The 22,465-nt window shown below is 58.1% G+C and carries 15 protein-coding genes; 4 read left to right on the forward strand and 11 right to left on the reverse strand.

Features of this window, described 5'->3' with window-relative positions; translation table 11 throughout:
- Positions 1–18: 18 nt before the first annotated feature.
- The gene (locus CWI75_RS15230) at positions 19–2,079 is read right to left on the reverse strand and encodes an SDR family oxidoreductase (protein WP_101522378.1); all 2,061 of its coding nucleotides are present in this window, start codon (positions 2,077–2,079) and stop codon (positions 19–21) included.
- A gap of 76 nt (positions 2,080–2,155) precedes the next feature.
- Positions 2,156–3,901 (reverse strand): SulP family inorganic anion transporter, encoded by a 1,746-nt coding sequence (locus CWI75_RS15235; protein WP_101522379.1) that lies wholly within the window; start codon positions 3,899–3,901, stop codon positions 2,156–2,158.
- Positions 3,902–4,144: 243 nt separating this feature from the next.
- Between CWI75_RS15235 and CWI75_RS15240 the strand changes: the two genes are divergently transcribed.
- Entirely contained in the window at positions 4,145–5,785 is a 1,641-nt protein-coding gene (locus CWI75_RS15240) for an acetolactate synthase large subunit (protein ID WP_101522380.1), read from the forward strand.
- A 29-nt stretch (positions 5,786–5,814) separates the two neighbouring features.
- Here the strand turns inward: CWI75_RS15240 and CWI75_RS15245 are convergent, their stop codons facing one another.
- The 6 genes from CWI75_RS15245 to CWI75_RS15270 form a co-directional block, all read right to left on the reverse strand.
- A complete protein-coding gene (locus tag CWI75_RS15245; protein WP_101522381.1) occupies positions 5,815–7,587 on the reverse strand; it encodes a DUF885 domain-containing protein in 1,773 nt (590 codons plus the stop codon).
- Between the two features lie 42 nt (positions 7,588–7,629).
- The gene (locus CWI75_RS15250; protein WP_162300106.1) at positions 7,630–8,271 is read right to left on the reverse strand and encodes a C39 family peptidase; all 642 of its coding nucleotides are present in this window, start codon (positions 8,269–8,271) and stop codon (positions 7,630–7,632) included.
- A 31-nt stretch (positions 8,272–8,302) separates the two neighbouring features.
- Entirely contained in the window at positions 8,303–8,599 is a 297-nt protein-coding gene (locus tag CWI75_RS15255; protein WP_101522383.1) for a hypothetical protein, read from the reverse strand.
- 97 nt (positions 8,600–8,696) lie between these two features.
- Positions 8,697–9,026: a hypothetical protein gene (locus CWI75_RS15260; RefSeq protein ID WP_101522384.1), complete on the reverse strand. Its 330-nt coding sequence runs from the start codon at positions 9,024–9,026 to the stop codon at positions 8,697–8,699.
- A gap of 72 nt (positions 9,027–9,098) precedes the next feature.
- Complete coding sequence (locus CWI75_RS15265; protein ID WP_146003610.1) at positions 9,099–9,956, reverse strand: hypothetical protein; 858 nt, start codon at positions 9,954–9,956, stop codon at positions 9,099–9,101.
- Positions 9,957–10,073: 117 nt separating this feature from the next.
- Positions 10,074–11,447 carry a class II fumarate hydratase gene (locus tag CWI75_RS15270; protein WP_101522386.1) on the reverse strand — a complete coding sequence of 458 codons (1,374 nt, stop codon included), beginning with the start codon at positions 11,445–11,447 and terminating at the stop codon, positions 10,074–10,076.
- Positions 11,448–11,645: 198 nt separating this feature from the next.
- On the opposite strand from CWI75_RS15270, the gene CWI75_RS15275 reads away from it, so the two are divergent.
- Complete coding sequence (locus CWI75_RS15275) at positions 11,646–14,177, forward strand: TonB-dependent receptor (RefSeq protein ID WP_101522387.1); 2,532 nt, start codon at positions 11,646–11,648, stop codon at positions 14,175–14,177.
- 103 nt (positions 14,178–14,280) lie between these two features.
- On the opposite strand, the gene CWI75_RS18830 is transcribed toward CWI75_RS15275, so the two are convergent.
- Positions 14,281–16,095: a TolC family outer membrane protein gene (locus CWI75_RS18830; RefSeq protein WP_101522388.1), complete on the reverse strand. Its 1,815-nt coding sequence runs from the start codon at positions 16,093–16,095 to the stop codon at positions 14,281–14,283.
- A 363-nt stretch (positions 16,096–16,458) separates the two neighbouring features.
- Between CWI75_RS18830 and CWI75_RS15285 the strand changes: the two genes are divergently transcribed.
- Together CWI75_RS15285 and CWI75_RS15290 are read left to right on the forward strand one after the other, a co-directional pair.
- Positions 16,459–17,136 carry a transglutaminase-like cysteine peptidase gene (locus CWI75_RS15285; RefSeq protein ID WP_241521254.1) on the forward strand — a complete coding sequence of 226 codons (678 nt, stop codon included), beginning with the start codon at positions 16,459–16,461 and terminating at the stop codon, positions 17,134–17,136.
- A 25-nt stretch (positions 17,137–17,161) separates the two neighbouring features.
- Positions 17,162–19,087: a bifunctional diguanylate cyclase/phosphodiesterase gene (locus CWI75_RS15290; RefSeq protein WP_101522389.1), complete on the forward strand. Its 1,926-nt coding sequence runs from the start codon at positions 17,162–17,164 to the stop codon at positions 19,085–19,087.
- 12 nt (positions 19,088–19,099) lie between these two features.
- Here the strand turns inward: CWI75_RS15290 and CWI75_RS15295 are convergent, their stop codons facing one another.
- Both CWI75_RS15295 and CWI75_RS15300 read right to left on the reverse strand, forming a co-directional pair.
- Positions 19,100–19,414, reverse strand: coding sequence for a hypothetical protein (locus CWI75_RS15295; RefSeq protein WP_101522390.1), 315 nt, complete (start codon positions 19,412–19,414; stop codon positions 19,100–19,102).
- Positions 19,415–19,492: 78 nt separating this feature from the next.
- Positions 19,493–22,465: beta strand repeat-containing protein (locus tag CWI75_RS15300; RefSeq protein WP_146003611.1), on the reverse strand; the 2,973-nt coding region annotated here is incomplete at its 5' end.

The following is a 22,465-nucleotide window of genomic DNA, read 5'->3' on the forward strand; positions in this document are numbered from 1 at the left end:
ACGCCCCTCATTTGTGCCTCACCAATGCACCCCGCGCAGTACCTGGGAAAACAGCTTCCGCCCCAGCGCCAGACGCGACGAGGGAATATCCCTGAGCTCTTCCGCCGCTTCTTCCGGGCTCAAGCCACGAGCCGCCGGCGAGTCGGGAAACAGGTCATAGGCCTGGCTCAGGAATGCCTCGGTAACGGAAGGCATGGTGGCCTGCGCTATCGCACCAGCCACCCCCAGCCCCGTTGACACTTTCTTGGGGCGGCTCACAATCGCTTTCATGACCAGGTCTCGCGCCTGTTCCGGGGACAACGTTGGAAAGGCTTTGTAGAGGCCGGTAGGAGCGATCATCGGTGTGCGCACCAGTGGCATGTGAATGGTGGTGAATTCAATGTTGCAGCGGGCATACTCGGGGGCCGCACACAGACTGAACGCGTCCAGCGCCGCCCTGGAGGCCACGTATGCGGAAAACCGTGGTGGGTTGGCGAGCACACCAATGGAGGAGATGTTGATAATCTGGCCGCTGTTCTGCGCCTCCATATGCGGCAGGAACCCGAGAATAAGGCGCAGCGCGCCAAAGTAATTGAGCTGCATGGTGCGCTCAAAATCGTGGTAACGATCATAACTGAAGCGCACCGAGCGACGGATTGACCGGCCCGCATTGTTGATCAGGATATCGGCGCCGCCGAAATCCGTAAGCACACTCTGCACCAGGCGATCACAGTCCTCGAGATCAGATACATCACAGGCATAGGCCCGTGCCGTGCCCCCGGCTTCGGTAATCTCCTCCAGCGTCGCATCAAGTTTTTCCAGGGTACGCGCCACCAGAATCACCAGGGCTCCCGCCTGCCCCAGGCGCAGCGCACACTCGCGGCCGATACCGGAGGTGGCGCCCGTCACCACCACCACCTTGCCCTCCACCTGCCGCCGCAGGGCCGCAACACTGGTTCGGCCCACCAGACGATCAAACAGCTTGTCCACCTCGTTGATCAGGGACGGCGAATCCTTATGCATGAAATGCAGCCAGTAATCCCACAGCGCCGACGCATAATCCTCAAACGGCGGGCAGATGATACCGGCGGGCTCAAGCAGTGCCCGGGTTCGGCTGGAATCAAAGCGGGTCGGGTAGTTGATATAAGCGAGAACCTCCGGGGGTATACCCATGCGGGCTATCAATCGCTCACCGAGTTTTTTGACTGGGCCCAGGCGACTCATACCCGCGCCCGCGACGCGGGTCGCTTTATCCGCCAGCGCGGAATCCACCGCACGCAATCTGGGCCCATGCGATACCCGCATCAGGGTCTTGAGCATATCGCCAACGTAAATACCTTCGGGGTCGGTCAGGAAAAAGCATTCACCATCGTGACCGGGTAAGTGGGCGAGGTAATCCATGGCGTTTACCACATAATCCACTGGCACCACGTTAAGCACACCTGCCTTGTTCATTAACAGGGGGAATCCTTCGGGCACCACATTACTGAGGTTATGCAGGGTCTCAAAGAAATAATAGGGACCATCAATCTTGTCCATTTCACCGGTGTGGGAATGGCCGACCACCATACCGGGACGATAAATACGCCACTTCATGCGTCGGGTGTTACGCACAATACCCTCGGACTCGTGCTTGGTCTCGAAATAGGGGTTGTCGAATGGCCCCGCCTGTTCGAACATTTCCTCGGTAAAGGTACCTTCATACAGGCCGGCAGCGGCGATTGAACTCATCTGGTGAAAACAGCCGGCACGCAGGGCCCGGGACAGGGCAATAGCCTGGCGGGTGCCTTCAACATTACTCTGGCGCTGGCTCTCGGCGCTGGCGGTAAGGTCGTAGATGGCCGCGAGATGAAAAAAGTGGTCTATCTTCCCCGCATGCTGTCGTATCCAGGCCGGTTTGACGCCCAGTTTGGGCTGGCCGAGGTCGCCTTCAACCGCAATCACCTGTCGTTTGTTGGCTCCCCATAGCGCGCGCAAACTGTCGACCTTGACCAGCGAACCCGGGCGCACCAGCAGATATACCCGACCGCCGCGATCCAGTAATTTCGGCACCAGAAACCGGCCAATAAAGCCCGTTCCACCCGTTATGAAATAGTCCATATCACCACCTCAGCCCGCCGTATATGACGTTGTACCTTACTGCCAAATGCCCGACCTGTCACCGCAGCGCCTGCGGCTATATTTCCCAGTTGTGCGGCTCCTTGCCATGACCGGCGTTTTCAATGGCGCTGACATGTCGAACCGCGCCGTGCTGGGACATAAATACCTTGCCGGTAAGCGCTTCCAGAAACTGAGTATGGCGCAGAATATCCATCACCGGGCCTTTCAGTTCCGACAGGTGCAAGGTAATCCGGCGTTCGGCCAGCTGCCGGTTGATCGACTCCAGTGCCTCCAGTGCGCTCAGGTCAATTTCGTTGACCGCGGTGCACATGAGAATCACATGGCGCACATCAGGGCGTTCATCAAGCAGCGCATACAGGCGCGATTCAACAAAGCTGGCGTTGGCGAAATACAGGCTTTCGTCAATGCGCACTGACAGGATATCGCTACGTGTGATGACCTCGTGCCGATCTATACTGCGATAGTGTTCGGTACCGGGCACCTCGCCCACTACTGCGATATGGGGCCGGGAGGTCTTGTACAGGTGCAGGGCAAGGGACACCAGCACCCCGCAGGCGACTCCGGTTTCCACGCCCAGCGCAAGGGTGACAACGATAGTGATTGCCACGGCGATAAAATCCGACAGCCCGTAATCCCAGGTGCGCTTGAGAATGGAGAAATCCGCCAGCGACATGACCGCAACAATGATGGTTGCCGCGAGGGTAGCATTGGGCAGGTAGGCCAGGTAGGGCGTGAAAAACAGCGCGGTCAGCGCAATCCCGGCAGCGGTAAAGATACCGGCAGCGGGGGTAGCTGCGCCCGCATCAAAATTCACTATTGAACGAGCAAAACCACCGGTCACCGGGTAGCCGCCGGAAAAGGCGGCCGCGAGATTGGAAGCGCCGAGGCCAATCAATTCCTGGTCGGGATCAACCCGCTGGTGCCGCCTTGCCGCCAGGGTATGGCCGATGGAAACCGACTCGACAAAACCGATAATGGATATCAAAAGCGCTGACAGCAACAGTTCGCGCCAGGCCGGGTGTACCAGGACCGGCAGGGTGAAATCGGGCAGGCCGGCGGTAACATCGCCAACCAGCGCCACTCCCCGTCCACCGAGATCAAGGCTATGGGCCGCAACACTGGAACCGACCACCGCAAACACCGGCCCGGTGCGGGCGAGCATTCCCGCCCAGTAACCGGGCATCCCGATACGCACCAGCAGCGGCTCGAGCCCCTTGCGCATACCCACCAAAAAAAGCAGTGTAGCGGTTCCCACTGCCAGAGTTGGGAGATTGACCTCGGCCACGGCGCCGGCAAGGTTCGCCACCAATTGCAACAGATTGTCGCCACTGGCACTGACACCCAGGATATGACCGGCCTGGCTGATCGCGATGATTACCGCGGAGGCGGTGATGAAGCCGGCGATAACGGGGTGAGACAGAAAACTGGCGAGGAACCCCATGCGCAGCACCCCAAACAGCAACAACATGGCGCCGGACATCAGTGCCAGCAAAATAGCGGCCTCTACATAGCCCGCGGTGCCCGGCTCGGCAATCTGGGCAACTGCCGATGCCGTCATCAGCGACACCACGGCCACGGGCCCCACCGACAGGGTGGTACTGGTGCCGAAAATGGCATAGGCCACCAGCGGCAGCATACTGGCATACAGGCCCATCTCCGGCGGCAGCCCCGCGAGCATGGCATACGCCAGCGACTGGGGGATAAGCATCACCGTGACGATTATCGCGGCGATACCATCGTCGACCAGAGTGGTGCGATTGTAACGTCGCCCCCAATCCAGTATCGGGGGTTTACGGAGCATGGAACGGGACACATCCGTGCAACCGAAACATGATCTTGTCCTCTCAAGGTAACTCCGGGCCGGAGTCGTGAGCAGGCATCTTATTATTCGCGCCCTGAAACCACAAATCGCTCGTCGGCCGGCCTGTGGCGAGCAAATATTGGTGCCAGATACACTACGGGCGGTCATCTGATGCTATTGTCTTCGACAAGCGCCGAATCGAGCGGCAAAAACCTAACACAGGCAGGCTGGGGAACACGACAAATGAAAGCATCAGATCTTATGGTAAGGGCACTGGAAGCTGAAGGTGTTGAGTATATTTTCGGGATCCCCGGCGAAGAGAACCTGGATTTACTGGAATCACTGCGCAGTTCATCCATACGGCTGATACTGACCAGGCACGAACAGGGCGCCGGCTTCATGGCCGCCACCTATGGCCGCCTGACCGGCAAGGTCGGCGTCTGCCTGTCTACCCTGGGGCCGGGTGCCACCAATCTGGTGACGCCTGCCGCCTATGCCCAGCTCGGTGCCATGCCGATGTTGATGATTACCGGCCAGAAACCGATAAAAGCCAGCAAGCAGGGGCGCTTCCAGATCATTGACGTGGTCGACATGATGCGTTCCATCACCAAGTTCACCCACCAGATTGTCAGCGGCGACCGCATCCCTTCGGTGGTTCGCGAAGCGTTCCGCCTGGCGCTGGAAGAGCGACCCGGTGCAGTGCATATCGAGTTGCCCGAGGATATCGCCGCCGAGGAAACGTCCGCCGCGCTGATCCCGGCCAGCGCCGTGCGCAGGCCTATCGCCGAACATAAATCGATTGACGCCGCAGTGGCCATGATCCAGGAAGCGGAAAGCCCGGTTCTGGTAATTGGTGCCGGCGCCAACCGCAAGCTCACCTGCAAGATGCTGCGTGAATTTGTCGACAAGACCGGCATCCCTTTCATTACCACCCAAATGGGCAAGGGGGTACTGGATGAACACGGCGAACTGTTCCTGGGCAATACCGCCCTCTCGGACCACGACTTCATTCACCGGGCGCTGACCAGGGCAGACCTGATCCTGAATATCGGCCACGACGTGGTGGAAAAACCACCCTTCTTCATGAACGCCGATGGCGCCCGGGTGATTCACATCAACTTCAAATCAGCCGCGGTGGACCCGGTGTATTTCCCGCAACTGGAAGTGGTGGGTGATATCGCCAACAGTATCTGGCAGATCAAGCAGCAAATTGTTACGCAGCCGCATTGGGACTTCGGCTTTTTCCAAAAAGTCCACAAAGCCTACACCGAGCACCGGCGGGAACTGGAGAATGACGACCGCTTCCCCGTTTTGCCCGAGCGTTTCGTGAAGGATATCCGCCGGGCCCTGCCCCGGGATGGGATCGTCACGCTGGATAACGGCGTCTACAAGATCTGGTTTGCCCGCAACTACCCTGCCGCCTTTCCCAACTCCCTGCTGCTGGACAACGCCCTTGCCACCATGGGGGCGGGTCTGCCCTCCGCCATGGCCGCCAAAATGGTATTCCCGAATACGTCGGTGATTGCGGTATGTGGCGATGGTGGTTTCATGATGAACAGCCAGGAGATGGAGACTGCCGTGCGCCTTGGCCTGCATATTGTGGTGATCGTGCTGCGCGATGACGCCTACGGGATGATCAAGTGGAAACAATCCAACATGAAATTCGCCAATTATGGGCTGGATTATGGCAATCCGGATTTTGTGGCCTATGCCGAAGCCTACGGCGCCAAAGGCTGGCGCATCGGCAGCACTGAGGAACTGTTGCCACGGGTGAAAGCCTGTCTTGAGGAGCCGGCCGTACACCTGATTGATGTGCCGGTGGACTACACCCTCAACGACGAAACCCTGAATGTCACCATACGAAAGCTGAGCGCCGCTCTGTAGCGGCCCGTCTCGTCAAACAGACCGCAGGTTTATCCCCCACTTGCGGCCTTGGGATACGGATTCGGGCCGCCGGCTTCGATCCATGCATCCAGCTGGGCCTCAAGCACCGGCAAGGGCACCGAGCGCAGCCCCAGAATCAGGTCGTGAAAATGGCGTTTGTCAAAATCCTGCGCCAGCGCGGCTTCCGCTTCCCTGCGCTTGCGACGGATCAACATTTCCCCCAACTTATAGGCCAGGGCCTGGCCCGGCCAGGAAATATAGCGGTCGATTTCAGTGGTGAGCTCGTGTTCTGACAACGCCGTGTGCTCGCGCAGGAATGCCTGCGCCCGCTCCCGGCTCCAGCCATAATGGTGCAGGCCCGTATCAATCACCAGACGCGCCGCCCGCCACATTTCATAAGACAGGCGACCAAAGTGTTCGTAAGGGGTGTCGTATACGCCCATCTCAACCCCGAGCCATTCGGTGTACAGGCCCCAGCCTTCACCATAACCGGAAAAGTAATTATTCGCCCTGAATTCCGGGATAGCACCGGGCCCCTCCAGGGCTATCGCAGCTTGTAGTGCATGCCCCGGCGCGCATTCGTGAAGAGTGAGCGCAGTCAATGTGTACAGTGGCCGCGAAGGCAGGTCGTGGGTATTGAACAGGCAACTTTCCAGGCCACCGCGACCGCCGGTGTAAAACGGCGCTATGGCATCGGGCACCGGCAGGATGGTAAACCGTTGCCGGGGCAGGAAGCCCAGGGTAGCGCCTAACTGGCCGTCCACACGCTTGGCCACATATGCGGTAAAAGCCAGAAGCTCATGGGGCGTTTGCGCGTAGAACTGCGGATCCGTGCGCAGGAACTCCAGAAACGCCGGCATATCGCCCTCAAAGCCGGTTTCGGCTTTGGTTTGCCGCATTTCCGTCCGGATACGCGTCACTTCCTCCAGGCCCACGGCGTGAATTTGCTCAGGGGTCATGTCCAGCGTGGTATAGCTGCGGATCATGGCCTGGTAAAAAGCCGGGCCGTCGGGCAGGTCCCGGGCGGATAGCGTTTGCCGGGTATGGGGCAGGTATTCCTCTCGCATGAATGTCAGCAAGGTACGGTAAGCCGGCACCACGGCTTCGGCAATCGCCGCTTTTACCGCAGACTGCAGGCGGGTACGGCTGGCGGCGGGTATACTTTCGGGCATGGCCGCCACAGGCCCCCAGAATGGATTTTGCTCCGCGGGAGCCAGGTAGGGCTCAAGAGACTGTTCACGGCCTTCCAGGGTAATGCGAGGCACGCTGTAGCCCCGCCCCAGTCCGGCGCGCATGTTGCTTTGCTGCTCGCCAAAGAAGCGCGGCAGATCGCGCAGCCGATCAACATAATCCTCATAGGCCTGCTCGGAATCGAATCCTCCCATGCGCGGATGCAATCCGCTCCAGAAAAAGGTATCGGAATTTAAAGGCGCTTCCCAGGTGCGGTACCGGGCGTTATCAGCCAATGAAGTAATAATCTGCTGAAACACCGCAGCGTTGATCTGCTCATCGGTACTGAGTTTTTCCCGGGGTATCCGCGCAAGCTCTGCCAGGGTCTGGTCCCAGTAGGCAAGCCGCCCGGCTTGTGATTCCGCATCCACCCGGGGCAGCCCGGCCCCTGCTCGCCAGTGGCCGTCACCGGTACGCACCTGTTTCAGTTCCCCTTGTCGCCAGGCAAACTCGGTCTCGTACAAATTGCGCAAGCGGGTGTCCGCATCAGGCTCGTGAGTTTGAGCGAAGACCGGTGCTGCCAGCAGCAGACACAGCACTATCAGCGCAACAGGGTGAACATGGGGGTTCATAGTGATACTCCGGCGGATTCCGTATGCCGCAGCAGCAGCACTTCATTGCATGGTAAGCGGCTGGTGGGGGAAGTCAACGCGCACCAGAGCGGCCGAGCGGGAAATCCCAAAATACGCCTGTTGCGGCTGCAGGATACTTTCTGCAAAGGGCGCCAGAAGAAGAACGGTGCCAGACGCACGAGGATCTTCGTCGGCAAGCCACAGCGACAGGAACGCCTCGCGATCCAGGCGAATATTACCCCAGGAAGGATCCGCCAGCTGTACCTGACCCCGGGTATTAACACCGCGCAACAAGCTGAAATGAGGCACACCGTTCACCTCAAGGCGAACAATCGCCGGCACAGTCAGGGCAAACAGCTGTTCGGGCGCCAGGGCCAGCCCCAGCCCACGCAGACCGTGGTCTTCTGCCAGCTTCAGCAACACAGCATAGGATACTCCCCGGGCGCGCCAGTCCTCCGCCAGTGCCCATTCATCGCCACGTTCAGCCAGGCGCTCCAACAGCGCCTGCTCCGATACCGGCGATTGCAGATAGAATGTCAGGTAGGTTGCCAGCGCAGCAATGCCGCAGGAAAAATCCAGCGTCTGCCTGACCACACCCTGGTCGCGCAGCGCCACCCAATTGCGAAAGCCCTTTTCTTCGGCGGCGGCTGGCGGGTTACCCAACAACAGGACCAGCAACAGCAAGCCGCACACTCTATGGCAAAGGCCAGGAGGCTCAGAGCAGGGAATCGGGCGGTATATAGTCGGCATCATGAGGTAACTCGGCGCGCATGTCTTCAAATGCGCACCTGCGACTGAGATAAATCGAAACAGTGCACACCAGGGTCAGGCCCGCCGCAGACAGGACAAGAAATACGGCCCCCGGCCAGTCTTCCTTGAAAAGGGCCAGTAACAAGGCAAGCACACTGGTCACCGCGACGCATCCATGAAAAAGGTAGCGATACGCATGCCGACTTTGCAGTTCTTCAAAACGAGTATCCCTGAGCTTTTGTTCAAGAGCCGGGTCTTTCACGCGTTGCATCCTCCTGTTTAAAAACCTCTGTTTCCGAGGCCGGGAAATGCTCCACAGCAGCGTGGTGCAGGACTGCTGCAGAGCGTCGTGCCTAACGCTATTGGCTGCTGATCATCGCATCAGTACAGCCCGAGCAGGAGCCTCCCCCTCCGTAGTTGGGAACATAGACTCCCCAATACATTCCCATCAGCGCCAGATCAACGCCGACTATACTGAATGCCAGAAGCAATGGCGCCACCTTGCCATCACTTTCGGCAAGCGCATCGGGCGAAAGTACCTCCGCACCCGATGCCACAACATCCGCGCCACCAAAGGCGGCACTTACCCATGCGGTGTCATCATGTCCGACCGCTGCATTTGCAACGACTGGTTGGGAAACAATAGCAGCCAGCGCTATGCCGACTGAAATGCCTGACAGTTTTTTCATGGTACATCTCCTTGTACACGTTTGTAGTTCAGCAAGCCTGCGCCCCAAGGCAGGCATATATACACTCCCGGATCAAAAACGGTAAAGCCACTCCAGAACCAGTTGCGCTGACTCATCGCCACTGGTGCCAATACGGGTATCGACAAACACGGTTGAATGTTCGCCGGCCAGCACGCCCAGGCCAAGATTAAGCGCCGTGCCGTGCTCTCGCAGCGAAAACGTGGCGTCATTGACTTTTTCGCGCTCACGGATTTGCACGGATACTCCGCCGGTGAGAGTCACTCGGTAATTAACGGCGAAATTCACCTGTGGTTGCAGGAAAAACAGGTTACCCGGCTGTAACCGGCCACCGGCGATATCACGCGCGCCGCGCACTTCATAACCGGCTGCCAGAGACAGCACCAGAGGATCAATGGACCGGTACAGGGTGGCGCCGACACGGCCGGTTTTGCCATGATATTTTGCATCGGGATCCAGCCAGCTACTTTCCAGCACATCCACACCCGCTGTTAACAGAACCGCCGGCGTGCGGTTTTCCGCCGACACCAGCCAGCTTGCCCCCAATGCCAGGCGGTATTGATCGGCACCACCGGCAAGACCTGGCTGGCGCCATTCAGCGCGCGCGTGCACGGCGCTGACGTTGATTTCGAGATCAGGTCTTACGCCGTAGCGAAGGCGGCTGGTTGTCGAGGTGACGCGCGTCTGCCGTCGATTGAAGGCCGGGGCGGCACTGCTAAGCCCAGGGTTCACAGGTATCGGAACCAGAGTCTGGCTATTGCTGTAACTGACCGCCGACTGCAGCTGCAGGGTGCGCTCGCTGACCAGTAACTCCTCAATGCTGAGAGGCAACTGGGCACTGGCCGTCAAGGCGCCGGTCGCCATCCAGCACCCTGCCAGTACTCTCGCGGTGGACCCCGATGGAAATGACATGTCCTGCACCCCTGCCCAAACTGCCTTGCGTGAGGTACAGAATCGCCTATTACCGACGCCGTTGGTACGTCATAAACATCCTAAAAACATCAACTGTGGCAACGATATCCTGGTGATTTACCCGCCAGGGCCGGTAACAAGACGCAGCGGATCGAGCAAAGACTGTAATTCTGCCCGCGGAATGTCGGTGTCCTCCGCCGCCACATCCAGTACCGCGCGTCCCTCGTGCAACGCGCGTTTGGCAATAGCCGCCGCGGCTTCATAGCCGATCACCGGGTTCAGGGCCGTTACCAGTACCGGATTCCGCGCAAGGGTAGCCGCGGCATGTTCACGGCAGGGCGCTAGCCCCGCTACGCAATTGGCCAGCGCAGCACAACCACCGTCCAGCAACTCGATACTGGCCAGCAGCTTGTCCGCTATCAGTGGCAGCATGACATTCAGCTGAAAGTTACCGGACTGTCCCGCAAGGGCTATGGTGGCGTCGTTGCCCAGCACTTCGGTCGCCGCCATGAGTACCGCCTCGGGCAGTACGGGGTTGACCTTACCCGGCATGATTGAGGAACCGGGTTGCAGTGCCTGCAGCTGGATTTCCCCCAGCCCGGCCAATGGCCCGGAGCCCATCCAGCGCAAGTCATTACTCATCTTGATCAGTACCAGGGCCAGCCCCCGCAGTACACTGGAACACTCCACACTGACGTCCTGGGATGCCATGCGAGTGGATGGCATCGCCGCACCGGTAAACAGGCAACGGGTGGACGCTGACAATGCCTCAAGCAGCGCGGCCACATAACCTGTGGGCACATTGATCCCCGTGCCGACCGCCGAGCCGCCAATGGCCAGCGCCCGCAAACGCGGCTGCAGTTCGGCCAGCCGCTGCTCGCAGTCCAGCAACTGGGCATCCCAGGTACGCAATTCAAAGCCCAGCGTAACCGGCATGGCATCCATCAGGTGGGTGCGCCCGGTCTTGACCACATCCTCCAGTTCCATGGCGCGCTGTTGCAGTACACTGCGCAGATCAGCCACCGCCGGCTGCAAGGTGTCGCGCAACGCGAGTACCGCTGCAACGGCAATAGCCGAAGGAATGACATCGTTACTGCTCTGGCTGCAATTGACGTGGTCGTTGGGATGCACGGGCAATGGACTGTTGCCGCCGGCGAGCTGCGCCAGCACCTCGTTCATGTTCATGTTACTGCTGGTACCAGAGCCGGTCTGGAATACTGACACCGGAAATGCATCGGCATGGGCACCCTCCGCCACGGCATCAGCGGCTTCGGCAACCGCCCGGGCGATGCCGGCATCGAGTGCCCCGACTTCGCTGTTGGCCCGGGCGGCGGCCCCCTTGAGCAGGGCGAGAGCCCGAATGAAACGTTCCGGCATGGCGCGCGGTGCAATCTGGAAATTATCGACGGCACGCTGGGTCTGGGCACCATAAAGGGCCTGCGCAGGCACTGCCACCTCGCCCATGCTGTCGTGCTCTATCCGGTCTGTCATCTCGCGACTCCTGTATTAGCCGGACACCCCCGGCCAGCAAATCCATCCTACCCATGGGTCCCAAAGCTGACAAGCTGTGGCAGGCGACCAGGCTACATAACTTGTTGTGTTATCGCCCTGATTTCCCCTACTATTGAGAAACCACCTGCCACGACAGATGGAGATAATTCTTATAATAGTTGATGGAAAGGATTTACTATGCCGCTGTTGTTTCGTAAGGCTCCCCTGGTAGCCGCCATAGCATTTGCCACCGCAGCTCCCCTGAGCTACGCACAGTTACTCGAAGAAGTTATCGTCACCGCGCAAAAACGCGCCCAAAGCCTTCAGGATGTACCCATCTCCGTATCCGCCATCCAGGGCGGGAAAATACAGAGTGCCGGCATACCCAATATGCAGGCGCTTTCCGACTACGTACCCAATCTGTATATCGCCGCCGCGTCAGTAAACACCAACATCTACATGCGCGGTGTGGGCTCCGGCAACAACCAGGGCTTTGAGCAATCGGTGGGCATGTATATCGACGGCGTCTACATGAGTCGTGGTCGCCAGTATCGCGCGGGCTTCATGGACCTGGAGCGGATAGAAGTACTGCGCGGCCCCCAGGGCACCCTGTTCGGCAAGAACACCGTGGCCGGCGCAATCAATATCATTACCGCATCACCCACGCCCGGTGACGAATTCAGCGGCTCCGTCTCGGCGGCCGTAGAATCCAACGACGGGCGCCTGGTCGAGGGCTTTTTACAGGGCTCCCTGAGCGAGACTTTTGCTGCCCGCCTCGGCTTCAAATACCGCGAGGCAGACGGTTACATGGACAACGAGTTCCTGAACCGCACGGAAGGCGACCTCGACGAAACCGGCATCCGCCTCACCACTGTCTGGCAGCCCACCGACACCCTCGATATCACCTTCAAGTACAGCAACACCCAATACGAGCGTATCGGGTCACCGTCCACCACCAAGAACTACCTGGACCCCGCCAGCCGGGATGAGCTGTTCCCGAACCGCTCGGCCTTTGCGAATATTGCCTATGCGTTAACCGACCGATTTTTCCCGGACTTCGCCAAGATCGGTGAAAAGGAATTCGTCGCCTTCAAGGATAACGGCTATGGCAACAGCGGTGGCGACACGTTGGGTATCGGCATCAACCCTGATGGAACCGATGAAGACTACGACAACTTCATGCTGAATGTGGATTATGAGGTCATGGGTGGCACCCTGACGTCCATCACCGGCTGGTCGGAATACCAGTTCATTGATGGAGTGGACGTGGACTGGTTACCGCTGCAGTTCATTCACCGCGATGATGATCAGCAGTTTGAGCAGTTCAGCCAGGAATTCCGCTTTGCCTCGGCGGGTGGCGAGTTCTTCGACTACGTAGTCGGTGCCTACTTCGAGCAGAGCACCCTGGAGATTGACCGGCGGGTAACCCTTGACCTCGGCGTTGGCGGCCTGGTACCACAACTGTCTGCCTCCGCGGTGAGCCCGTTTCTACCGGATGTTCCACTCTCCGCACTGGGTATCACCAGCCTGATGACGTTACTGACGGGAGGCCAGAACAACTCCACGCAGATTGGCCGCAACCACCTGTACGAGCAGGACTCGGATTCCTTTGCCGTATTTGGCCAGGGTACTTTCAATCTGGCGGACAACCTGCGCCTGACGGTCGGTCTGCGCTATACGGAAGAAAGCAAGGAGGTGGATACCAACCAGTTCCTCAGCGACAGCACCACCGGGATGGGCACGCCCTCCGAGGACTTTTCGCTGTTGAAGATAGAGGCTGAGTCCTTTAATGCCTATACATTCGACTTTGAGGAAAAGCGGCGCACGGACAAGTGGCTGCCCTCCGTCAATCTGCAGTGGGATGTCACGGCTAACAGCATGCTCTACGCCAGTTACTCCCAGGGCTTCAAGAGCGGCGGTTTCACCGATGCCGATGACGGCGAACCGGGCGACCTGGAGCAGGCCACATTTCCCTGTGAGCAGGGACAACCCATTGAGGCCTGCTATGATCCGACCAACCCCAATGATGACTTCGAATTCGACGATGAAGAGGTAGATGCCTTTGAAATAGGTGGTAAACACACCTTGCTTGACGGCGGCATGACGCTCAACTGGGCCGCGTTCTATACCCAGTATGACAATCTGCAAACCTCCATCTTCAAGGGCATCAGTTTTGGCGTGACCAACGCCGCCCAGTCCGAGATCAAGGGTATTGAAGTCGACATGCTCTGGCAGGCTACCGACAGGTTGCGGATAGGAGCGAGCGGTGCCTGGCTGGACGCCACCTACGACTCGTTCGAGGATGCTCCCTGTACCGCCATACAGCTTGATGTAGACCCGAACTGCGGCACCCCCCAGGGTTTCACCAGTAACGACCTGTCAGGGGAGGAAACGATGTTTGCCCCCGCCTATACCGGCTCCATCACGGTCGACTACGAATACCCGATCAGCAACAACCTGCAATGGTTCCTGTCCGGTGAGACGAACTACCGGGACGATTTTGAGCCCGGCGGCGACAACGACCCGATAGACACCATCGACTCCTACAGCAAAACCAATCTCCGTACTGGCTTGCGTGGCGACAACTGGGAAGTCATGGCCTTCGGTCGCAACATCTTCGACAAGGAAGTCATCGTGCAGAGCTTTGATACGCCGGTACTGGCGGGCACCCACAGCCAGTTTGTTGATGAAGGCCGCATAGTGGGGGTAAGGGCCCAGTACTCCTTCTAACGAAGACTGCCCTTCCCGGGGTGGTGGGGCGACCAGGCATGGCTGCCCCACCACCCCGAAGACTAAAAAGCCCACATCCGTTACCCGGATGTGGGCGCAGTAATCAGACGCCGTTGCTATCGAGCACCAGGTCGACCCGTCTGTTTCGGGCGCGCCCTTCCTCTGTATCGTTACTCGCAATCGGGCGTGCCTGTCCGTAGCCCACCGCGGTAATCTGGGAAGGTTCGACCCCATATTTTTCAATCATCACCGTGCGCACGGCATTGGCGCGCCGCTCCGACAGCCACTGATTGTAGGCCGCCGTACCCGATATATCGGTGTGCCCTTCCACCGTAGCCACCACCGCCGGGTTATCGATCAAGAACTGCGCCGCATTAGCCATTTCCGCGTCGTAGTCATCGGTAATTATGGACGAGTTGAGTGCAAACTGGACGTTCAGGGATAACGCCACCCGATTTTCACCCGCATCGCGATAACGGCTATTGGTATCCGCCAGGCGAGCAAGCAGCGCTTCCTTGTCCACGGTTACAGGACGAGGTGCTTCCGGTGGGCACAGGTGCCGCGCGTTGGCATCGTCGCCCCGAGCCAGCTCCAGATTCAGCCGGTCAACCTGGTCCTGGTTAAGGCCATCAACATCCATCGCCGCCAGCAGCAAGCCCATGTTGGCCAGTGTGCGCGTTTGCGCGCCCCGCATGGCTGCTTCGGCATTGATATAGGCGCGCTGGGTGTCAAAGTATTCGTTCTGGGAATCCAGCAGGTCCAGCAGCGTGCGTTGCCCAATATCAAACTGGTCCTGGTAGGCGCGGCGCGTTTTATCCTGTGACAAACGGTTGCGGTCCAGGTATACCACCTGCTGCTCCAGTGCCGCGATGTCATTGAATGCGATTATCGTATTCTGGCGGACATTGAGGCACGCTTCCTTACGCTCTTCAATGGCAACGTTATAGCGGTTGAAAAACTCCCGTTTGCGGGCGCTGTCAGCACCGCCTCGAAACAGGTTGTAGTTAACGACCAGTTCCACGGCCTCTTCGTCAAAGCGACCCTCAAAGCCATCCGTATCGTGCTCTACCTCATTGCGGTAGCGGAAATTCACGGTCGGCATGAAGGGGGCATTGGTGCGATTGGCATCAGCTTGGGCAGCACGCAGATTCTCGATAGCCGCATTTATTTCCGGGCTTTTTTCATACGCCATGTTCAGCGCAGCGGAGCGCATTTGCGGAATCATGCCCGCGGGAATTGCAGGCATTGCCAGGTCGTTCGCAGGAAGATCGCCCACAATACGCTGAAAGCGAGCCTGCACATCGTGAAGATTGGTCGTTTCCGTCAACAGGTTGGATTCCGCGAGAGCCAGTCGAGCGGATGACTGTTCAAGATCCACGCCCTGGCTGACACCACCACCCGCGCGCTCAACAATCTTGTCGTGCACCTCTCGATGAAAGACGTAATTATCTTCTGCAAACCCTACCAGTTTCTGAAAACGTACCGTATCGAGATACGCCTGTGTTGCCTCAAGGGCAATTTCTTCGGAGGACCGCCGCAGCTCGTAGTACTGGCGCAATTTGCTGAATCCCAGCGCTCGTACCTCTTCGCGGGTTTCGAAACCGTCGAACAACATCTGGGTGATGGTGAAGCGGGTAGCATCGCGCGTGTAGCTACCGAGATTGACCAGTGGGGTTTCACGCTCCTCCCGGCCGATTTCAGTACTGACATCCACGCTGGGGTAGAACCCCCCCTCGGCGGCCCTTTGGGCCTCACGGGTTGCCTCAAAACCGTACCAGGCAGCGTTAACGCGGGGGTTCGTCATTACGGCCTGTGTCACCGCCGTGCGAAAATCAGCTACCGGCTGCGCTTGAATTGCCACTGACGAAAGTGCACAAGACGCAATCAGTACACTGAACAAACCTGCTTGATATTTCATTTTCACAAATCCCTGGTTAAGCACTGCTGTTATTTTCCGCCAAGTCCCCATGCCGCGATCATCAGCTGGTCCGCGCACTGTTCAACAGTGTCGGTTGCGGTACCAGTATCGTCAGCGCGCCTTCGCGACGCCGAGTATACCTGCATCCAATACACTTTTTTGAGCGTCGGCCGGCATTTCCCCAGATTTTCTTGAACCCCGTCACAAAAAACACCGACGGCAGCCGAGACCGCCAATCACGCCACAGCACATGCCGTGACAAATTTATCTGCTGCTGTAATCTCGGTTTTCTGGCACGATGCATTGAATTTGGCAATGACTTACTTCTGTGGAGCGGCATGACGGGTTTATGTGGGCGATAGCGTGAACGGACACCTCATTGCCGGTAAGTGGGCTGCCATCATCCTGGGTGCGGTGTTCGCCTGCACACTGGTGCCCGCAAGCATAGACCTGGACCGGATGGAACAACTGGCGCTGTCCCGGTATAACGCGAGTACTGCCGCAACCGTCGCGAGCTGGCGGCAACTGATTGACGAGATTGAAGTACTTGCCGACGAACAAAAAGTAGCGCGCGTTAATACCTTTTTCAATCGGCTCATACGCTGGCGGCAAGATCGCGATATATGGCAACAGGAAGATTACTGGGCCACGCCCCTGGAAACCATGGCCAGGCGGCAGGGCGACTGCGAGGATTTCGCAGTCGCCAAGTACATGACCCTGCTGCTGGCCGGTGTCGATGTGGATAAAATGCGCATCACCTATGTCAGGGCACAAGTAGGCGGCCCTCACAGTAATATCTCCCAGGCGCATATGGTATTGGCCTATTACAGCGTATCCTCTGCTGACCCCCTGATTCTGGATAATATCGTTTCTGAAATCCGCCCGGCATCGAGGCGCGAGGATTTGAAACCGGTATTCGGCTTCAACAGCAAGGGCCTGTGGGTGGGTGCGGCTGACTCGCCGGCAACAAACGACCCCGGCGCCAGATTATCGCGCTGGCGTAACCTCCTGCAGCGTATGGCCGCAGATGGCCTTGGTTGAATCAAGATACTAACGGAGCACTGGCATGTCACTCTTCAAACAACTCTGGCTGGCAATCATTTTTTTGTTGGTCCTGGTCTTTGGCGGCAGCTTCGTGGTGAGCAGCCTTTCGGCCAAGAGCTATCTCGAACAACAGCTCTACCTCAAGAATATGGATAACGCGGCGGCACTGGCCCTGTCCCTGACCCAACAGGAAACCGACCCGGTCATGCTGGAACTGATACTGTCAGCACAGTTTGATACGGGTCATTATGAACTGATCGAGCTGCGTGACCCCGAGGGCAATATCGTTGTCAGCCGCTCCGATACCGGTAAAACAGAGGAAGCGCCCGGCTGGTTTGTGCGCCTGTTGCCGATTACCGTTGAACCCGGTTTCGCCAGTGTGCAGTCGGGGTGGCAACAGGTAGGCACACTCACCCTGCGCAGTCACTCGCGCTTCGCCTACAAGGAGCTCTGGGAGAGCACCCAGTTACTGGCACTGGTTTTTTTCCTTGCCATGATCATTGCCGGCTTGCTGGGCAGGTATCTGCTGCGGATCATACTGCGCCCTCTGGATGGCGTCATAGAACAGGCTGAGGCGATCGGCGAACGTCGTTTCATTACCATTCCCGAACCCTATACCACTGAATTCAAACGTGTAGTCAGCGCCATGAACGCGCTGTCTGAGCGCAGCAGATCCATATTGCGCCAGGAGGCCAGCCGGCTGGAGAAATGGCAACGCGACGCTCACCTGGACAAGGTCACCGGCCTGCTCAATCGAGAACCCTTCATGCAGGGCCTGGCGACCACGCTGGAAAACGATGATATAAATGCAACGGGGACCCTCGCCCTGATACGTCTCGGTGGACTGGCTGATCTCAACCGTACCTATGGTCGCAAGGCCGTAGACAGGCTGCTGGCGGATACCGGTGCCGCGCTGAATCGAATTGTAAGCCAGCATAGCCGTTGGGCAGCCTCGCGATTGAATGGTTCGGATTTTGCCTTGCTGGCACCACGGTCCATTGACGCCGGCAGCGTCGCGCGAGACGCGCAGAATACGCTGCTCACCGTTATCGAGAATCGTAGCATGGAACATGCTGTGGCCCTGCGCTGCGCCGCTACCGTGTTTGCGCCCGGGGATACGGTCGGCAACCTGATGACACGCCTTGACGGCGGCCTCGCGAGCGCCGAAAACGCAGACACCTCCGAGGTGCGCATAGTTTATGCAGGTGATGTACAGGTGACCCCGGTACGGGAGAAAATGCAGTACTGGCAAACAATTTTTGAACAGGCGCTCAGTAAACAGGCATTTTCCCTGGCCAGTTATCCGGTGATGGATATAAATCGCGGAATCCTTCACTACGAGGCCCCCGTAAGGCTGCACTGGGAAGGGGAACAGTTCGCGGCCGGCACTTTCCTGCCCTGGATCAACCGGCTGGAGCTGTCCGGTGAACTCGATAGACGCGTTGTCGACATGGCACTGCAGAAGATCGCCGTAAATGGTCAACCGCTTGCGGTAAACCTGTCCGTCGGCGCATTGGTCGAACCCAGCTTCCTGCACTGGCTGGGTGACCGCCTTGGAGCCAACGGTGACATTGCCGGGAAACTGTGGCTGGAAGTGCCTGAATCAGTCGCTTTCAGGCAGCTGCAGAGCTTCAAGAAATTATGTGTTCGCGCCAAGGCCTTCCACTGCAAGATTGGCATTGAGCATATGGGCCACCAGATCGGCGCACTCGGTCAGCTACACGATGTAGGGCTGGACTTCCTCAAGGTCGATGCTTCCTTCATTCGGGACATTGACACCAACCCCGCCAACCAGACCCTGATGCGCACCTTGTGCACCGTCGGCCACTCCATTGGCCTGACTGTAATCGCCGAAGGTGTGCAAAGCTCGGCCGAGTGGCAGGAACTCCTGGAGCTGGGGATTGACGGTGCCACTGGTCCATGGATTACGGAAAACCAGAGCCTATGATACGCGAGGGCTTCAGTCGTCGCCCAACAGGTCCAGGCTACCGGGCAGCTTATTGCGCAGACGCTGACGAAACAGGATTTTCTGCTGGGCGGACTGCGGAAGTTCGGTGAACAGAATCACGCCGCGACTGACCAGCAATTCAACGAGATCCTCCAGCACCCGGACAAAGTCCTGGTCGGTCGCACTGAGCTGGCCGACATCTTCTGCCAGGCTGCCGAGAAACCCTTGCAATTCGGAGTCATCGGCAGATATCTGCTCTAGCCCGGCATCCGCGACCTGGCTTGCGGCAATAATATTGCCGGTGTTATCGCGTTTTATATACGGCATTCCCTGCTCCGGAAATAGTCATGCTCCATAAAATACCCGGCGCTCAGCCGCACCGGGAAAGAGTCACAGCTTAGGGGGTCACTGGTCAAGAGATAACTTGCCCGAGTCCAGCATTCCCTGAATGACGGAGGCCAGATCATCGACGCCCACCAGGTCAATACCTTCCATGGTGATGGTCTGGTCAGCGAGTGCCCCGGTGTTGAAACCACCATTCACGCTGACTTCGATAATACTATCGGTACCGTCAAAGGTCACATTCAGGTAATTGGTAAGATCCGCACCCTCGGCCTCCTCACCCTGGAGCAGGTCGCGAAGGTCAAGTACATCATTGCCGCTGTCACCAAAGCCACTGATGATTGCATCGGCGGGCACGTCACCTTCCTCGCTCAGGGCAAAGGCGAAGATGTCGTCACCGTCGGTTGCCAGCAAGGGTGTCGGGCTGCCATCGGCAGTATTGGCGACCCCCTGGAGAGACAATGTCAGGGTAGAAGCTACGGTATCACCATCACCATCCGTGCTGTAGTAAGTGAAAACGTCCTCCGCGGCTACATTATCCTCCATGGAGTCACGGCCGCTACGGCTCATGCTGTACGTGTAACTGCCGTCAGCGGCCACCGTGAGGCTACCGAAGCTGCCCTCAATAACACCGCTGCTCACTGTGTCACCGTTATTTTCCCAGGTAACGACAGCGCCGACAGCTGCACCGTCGGCACCGAACTCCGGCGCCACAATGCCGCTGACCTCCGGCAAATCATCGGTTGAGCTGATTTCCGCAACCAGCTCGAATGACGTCGAGTCGTTCTCCGTGGTACGCGCCGTGGTCACCAGGTTGCCGTCGCTGTCCATAAAGCCCCTGATGCTCAGCAGGAACTCACGGCCACCTACCGTAATAACCTGTACCTGATCGGGATTGCTTATCTCGATAATGTCATCGTTAGCAGGGTCGGACGAGGCGCCACTGTTCGGTGTTTCGGTGTGGGTCAAACCGACGGTGGTAGTGACTTCGGTCGGCACACCATCGATCAGCAGCGTGAATGACACTTCCATATCAACCGTGGCAAGCAGTGCCGAATTCAGGGATATAGGGTAGTTATTGTGGGTTAGCGTGCCCAGTGAAAAGCGGGCATCCGTTGCCACTTCGTTGCCGCCGGTCAGTTCACTGGCCAACACAAAGTCATAACCCGAACCGTTGTTGCCACCCCACTGAAGATAGATACCGTCGGCATCCTCACTGGTAGTAACACTGCCATTGCCACTGGTAGCGGTGACATTTTCCCAGCCGGCGGTCAGTTCGCCAATGGCCGTGTCACTGACCGGCACTGCCAATATCTGGGTAAAGGCCGCAGCGGCAGGGCTGTCATCATCGATGGTAAGGCTGAAGCTACCGTTTACCTGGGCACCGGTGTCATCAAAAATGGCGACGGTGACATCAAAACTGAGATCGTCCTCAACATTGTTTTGCGGATGCGAAACCGGCTGTAGCAGGGTGACATTGTAGTTCGCCGAGCCCGCACCGATATCCGTCAGCTCAACGGTAAACACCTGGTTTTCGACAGTGGTGGCCACGGTGCCGGCTTTGTAGCCCAACAGGGTATTATTGGCCGCATCCCAGCTGGTTACTATTTCAGTGCCATCCAGTGTGGTGAGCCCGGTGACATCGTCGGAGGTTGCCAGCGCGATGGAGGCCAGCGCCGCCGAGCCCAGGTTAAAGCTGATGGTGCCAGTCGACACCGTGTCCTGGTCACCCGGCGCCGAATCATTTGTACCGACGATCGGCAGATCATCTTCATCGGCCACCGCATCGTTACTCACCCCGACCTGGCTCGTAACCTCACCGTCGGCAGTAAGCATCACCGTTACACTGGTAGACGTGGGATCACCATCGTTATCGACGCCGTTAACCGTGAAAGCCAGTTCCTGCTCCTGGGCGAGGATATTTTCAATCAGTGAAATACCTTCGACCTTGGTGTTGCTCGGGGTATTCACCGAGGTCAATGTAACGTTCTGGAAATCCCATTGTGAATTAACCACGACATTGCCATCGACATCAGCGGCAAACTCACCGAGGTCACGAGCAACACCGTCAACATCAACAATAGAGACTGCAACCTTCACATTGCTGGCCACGTTGAAGCTGAAGCCAACGCCGTTGGTGATCTCCGGAAGCAGGAAGGTGAGGCTTTCACCATCATCAAAGTTCTGGTTATCCACCGCCAGGCCGTTGGTGCTGGTATTTACCTGGCTACCGTCGGTGGTGGTGACCTCCACGATATTGTCGCCTTCACCGAAGCTGTAGGAACCTGTAGGTCCGGCTGCAACAACGCCTGTCAAGGTCACATTGGTGATTGAACCAGCCTCTGTTGAAAGCAAAGTAAACTCGTAGTTACCTGAAGCGTCCACTTCAAGCGTAAATACTGCGGTATCAGACTCAGTCGAATAACCGGTTAGCGTCGTGGCAATTGAATCGCCTTCGCCAGTGGTTTCGGAACCGTAGTAGATGCCCTCGATTTCAGGACCGACAACATCAATACTCTGCCAGCCATCGGCACCACTTATAAAACCGCTATTGGTACCGCTGGCGGAACTGCCCGCCACCTGGTTGACGGCGAGATCGAGAAAATCCCCGGCCTGGGGCTCGTCATCAACGATATTGATTGTAAGGTCACCAGTGGCGATATCCGCATCGGCATCCACTACCTGGATCGCAAAGCTTTCGGCAGTGTTATCACCGTTGGTGGCACCGTCCAGCGTATAGGTATAGGCAACCGTGCCGGCGGCTATGCTGGTGATGGTCAGGGTACCGTAGGTGCCGGTGACGGTATCGCCTGCGGCGACAGTGTTACCGTTAACACTAATGGTGGCCGGGCCGTCAGCAGCTGCGAAGCTAAAGCTGCCCGTGGTGGTTTCACTATCGGCGGCAGCATTGGAGCCCGCGGCCAGGCCGGCTTCGGAAACGATTGTGCCGGTGTCTTCCACGCTGGGCAGGTTAACAGTGACGTCGCTGTTGCCGAGGCTGACGATTAGCGTCGCTGTAGAGGTATCGCCATCGGC

This window comes from Kineobactrum sediminis, assembly GCF_002868715.1.
Taxonomy (GTDB): domain Bacteria; phylum Pseudomonadota; class Gammaproteobacteria; order Pseudomonadales; family Halieaceae; genus Kineobactrum; species Kineobactrum sediminis.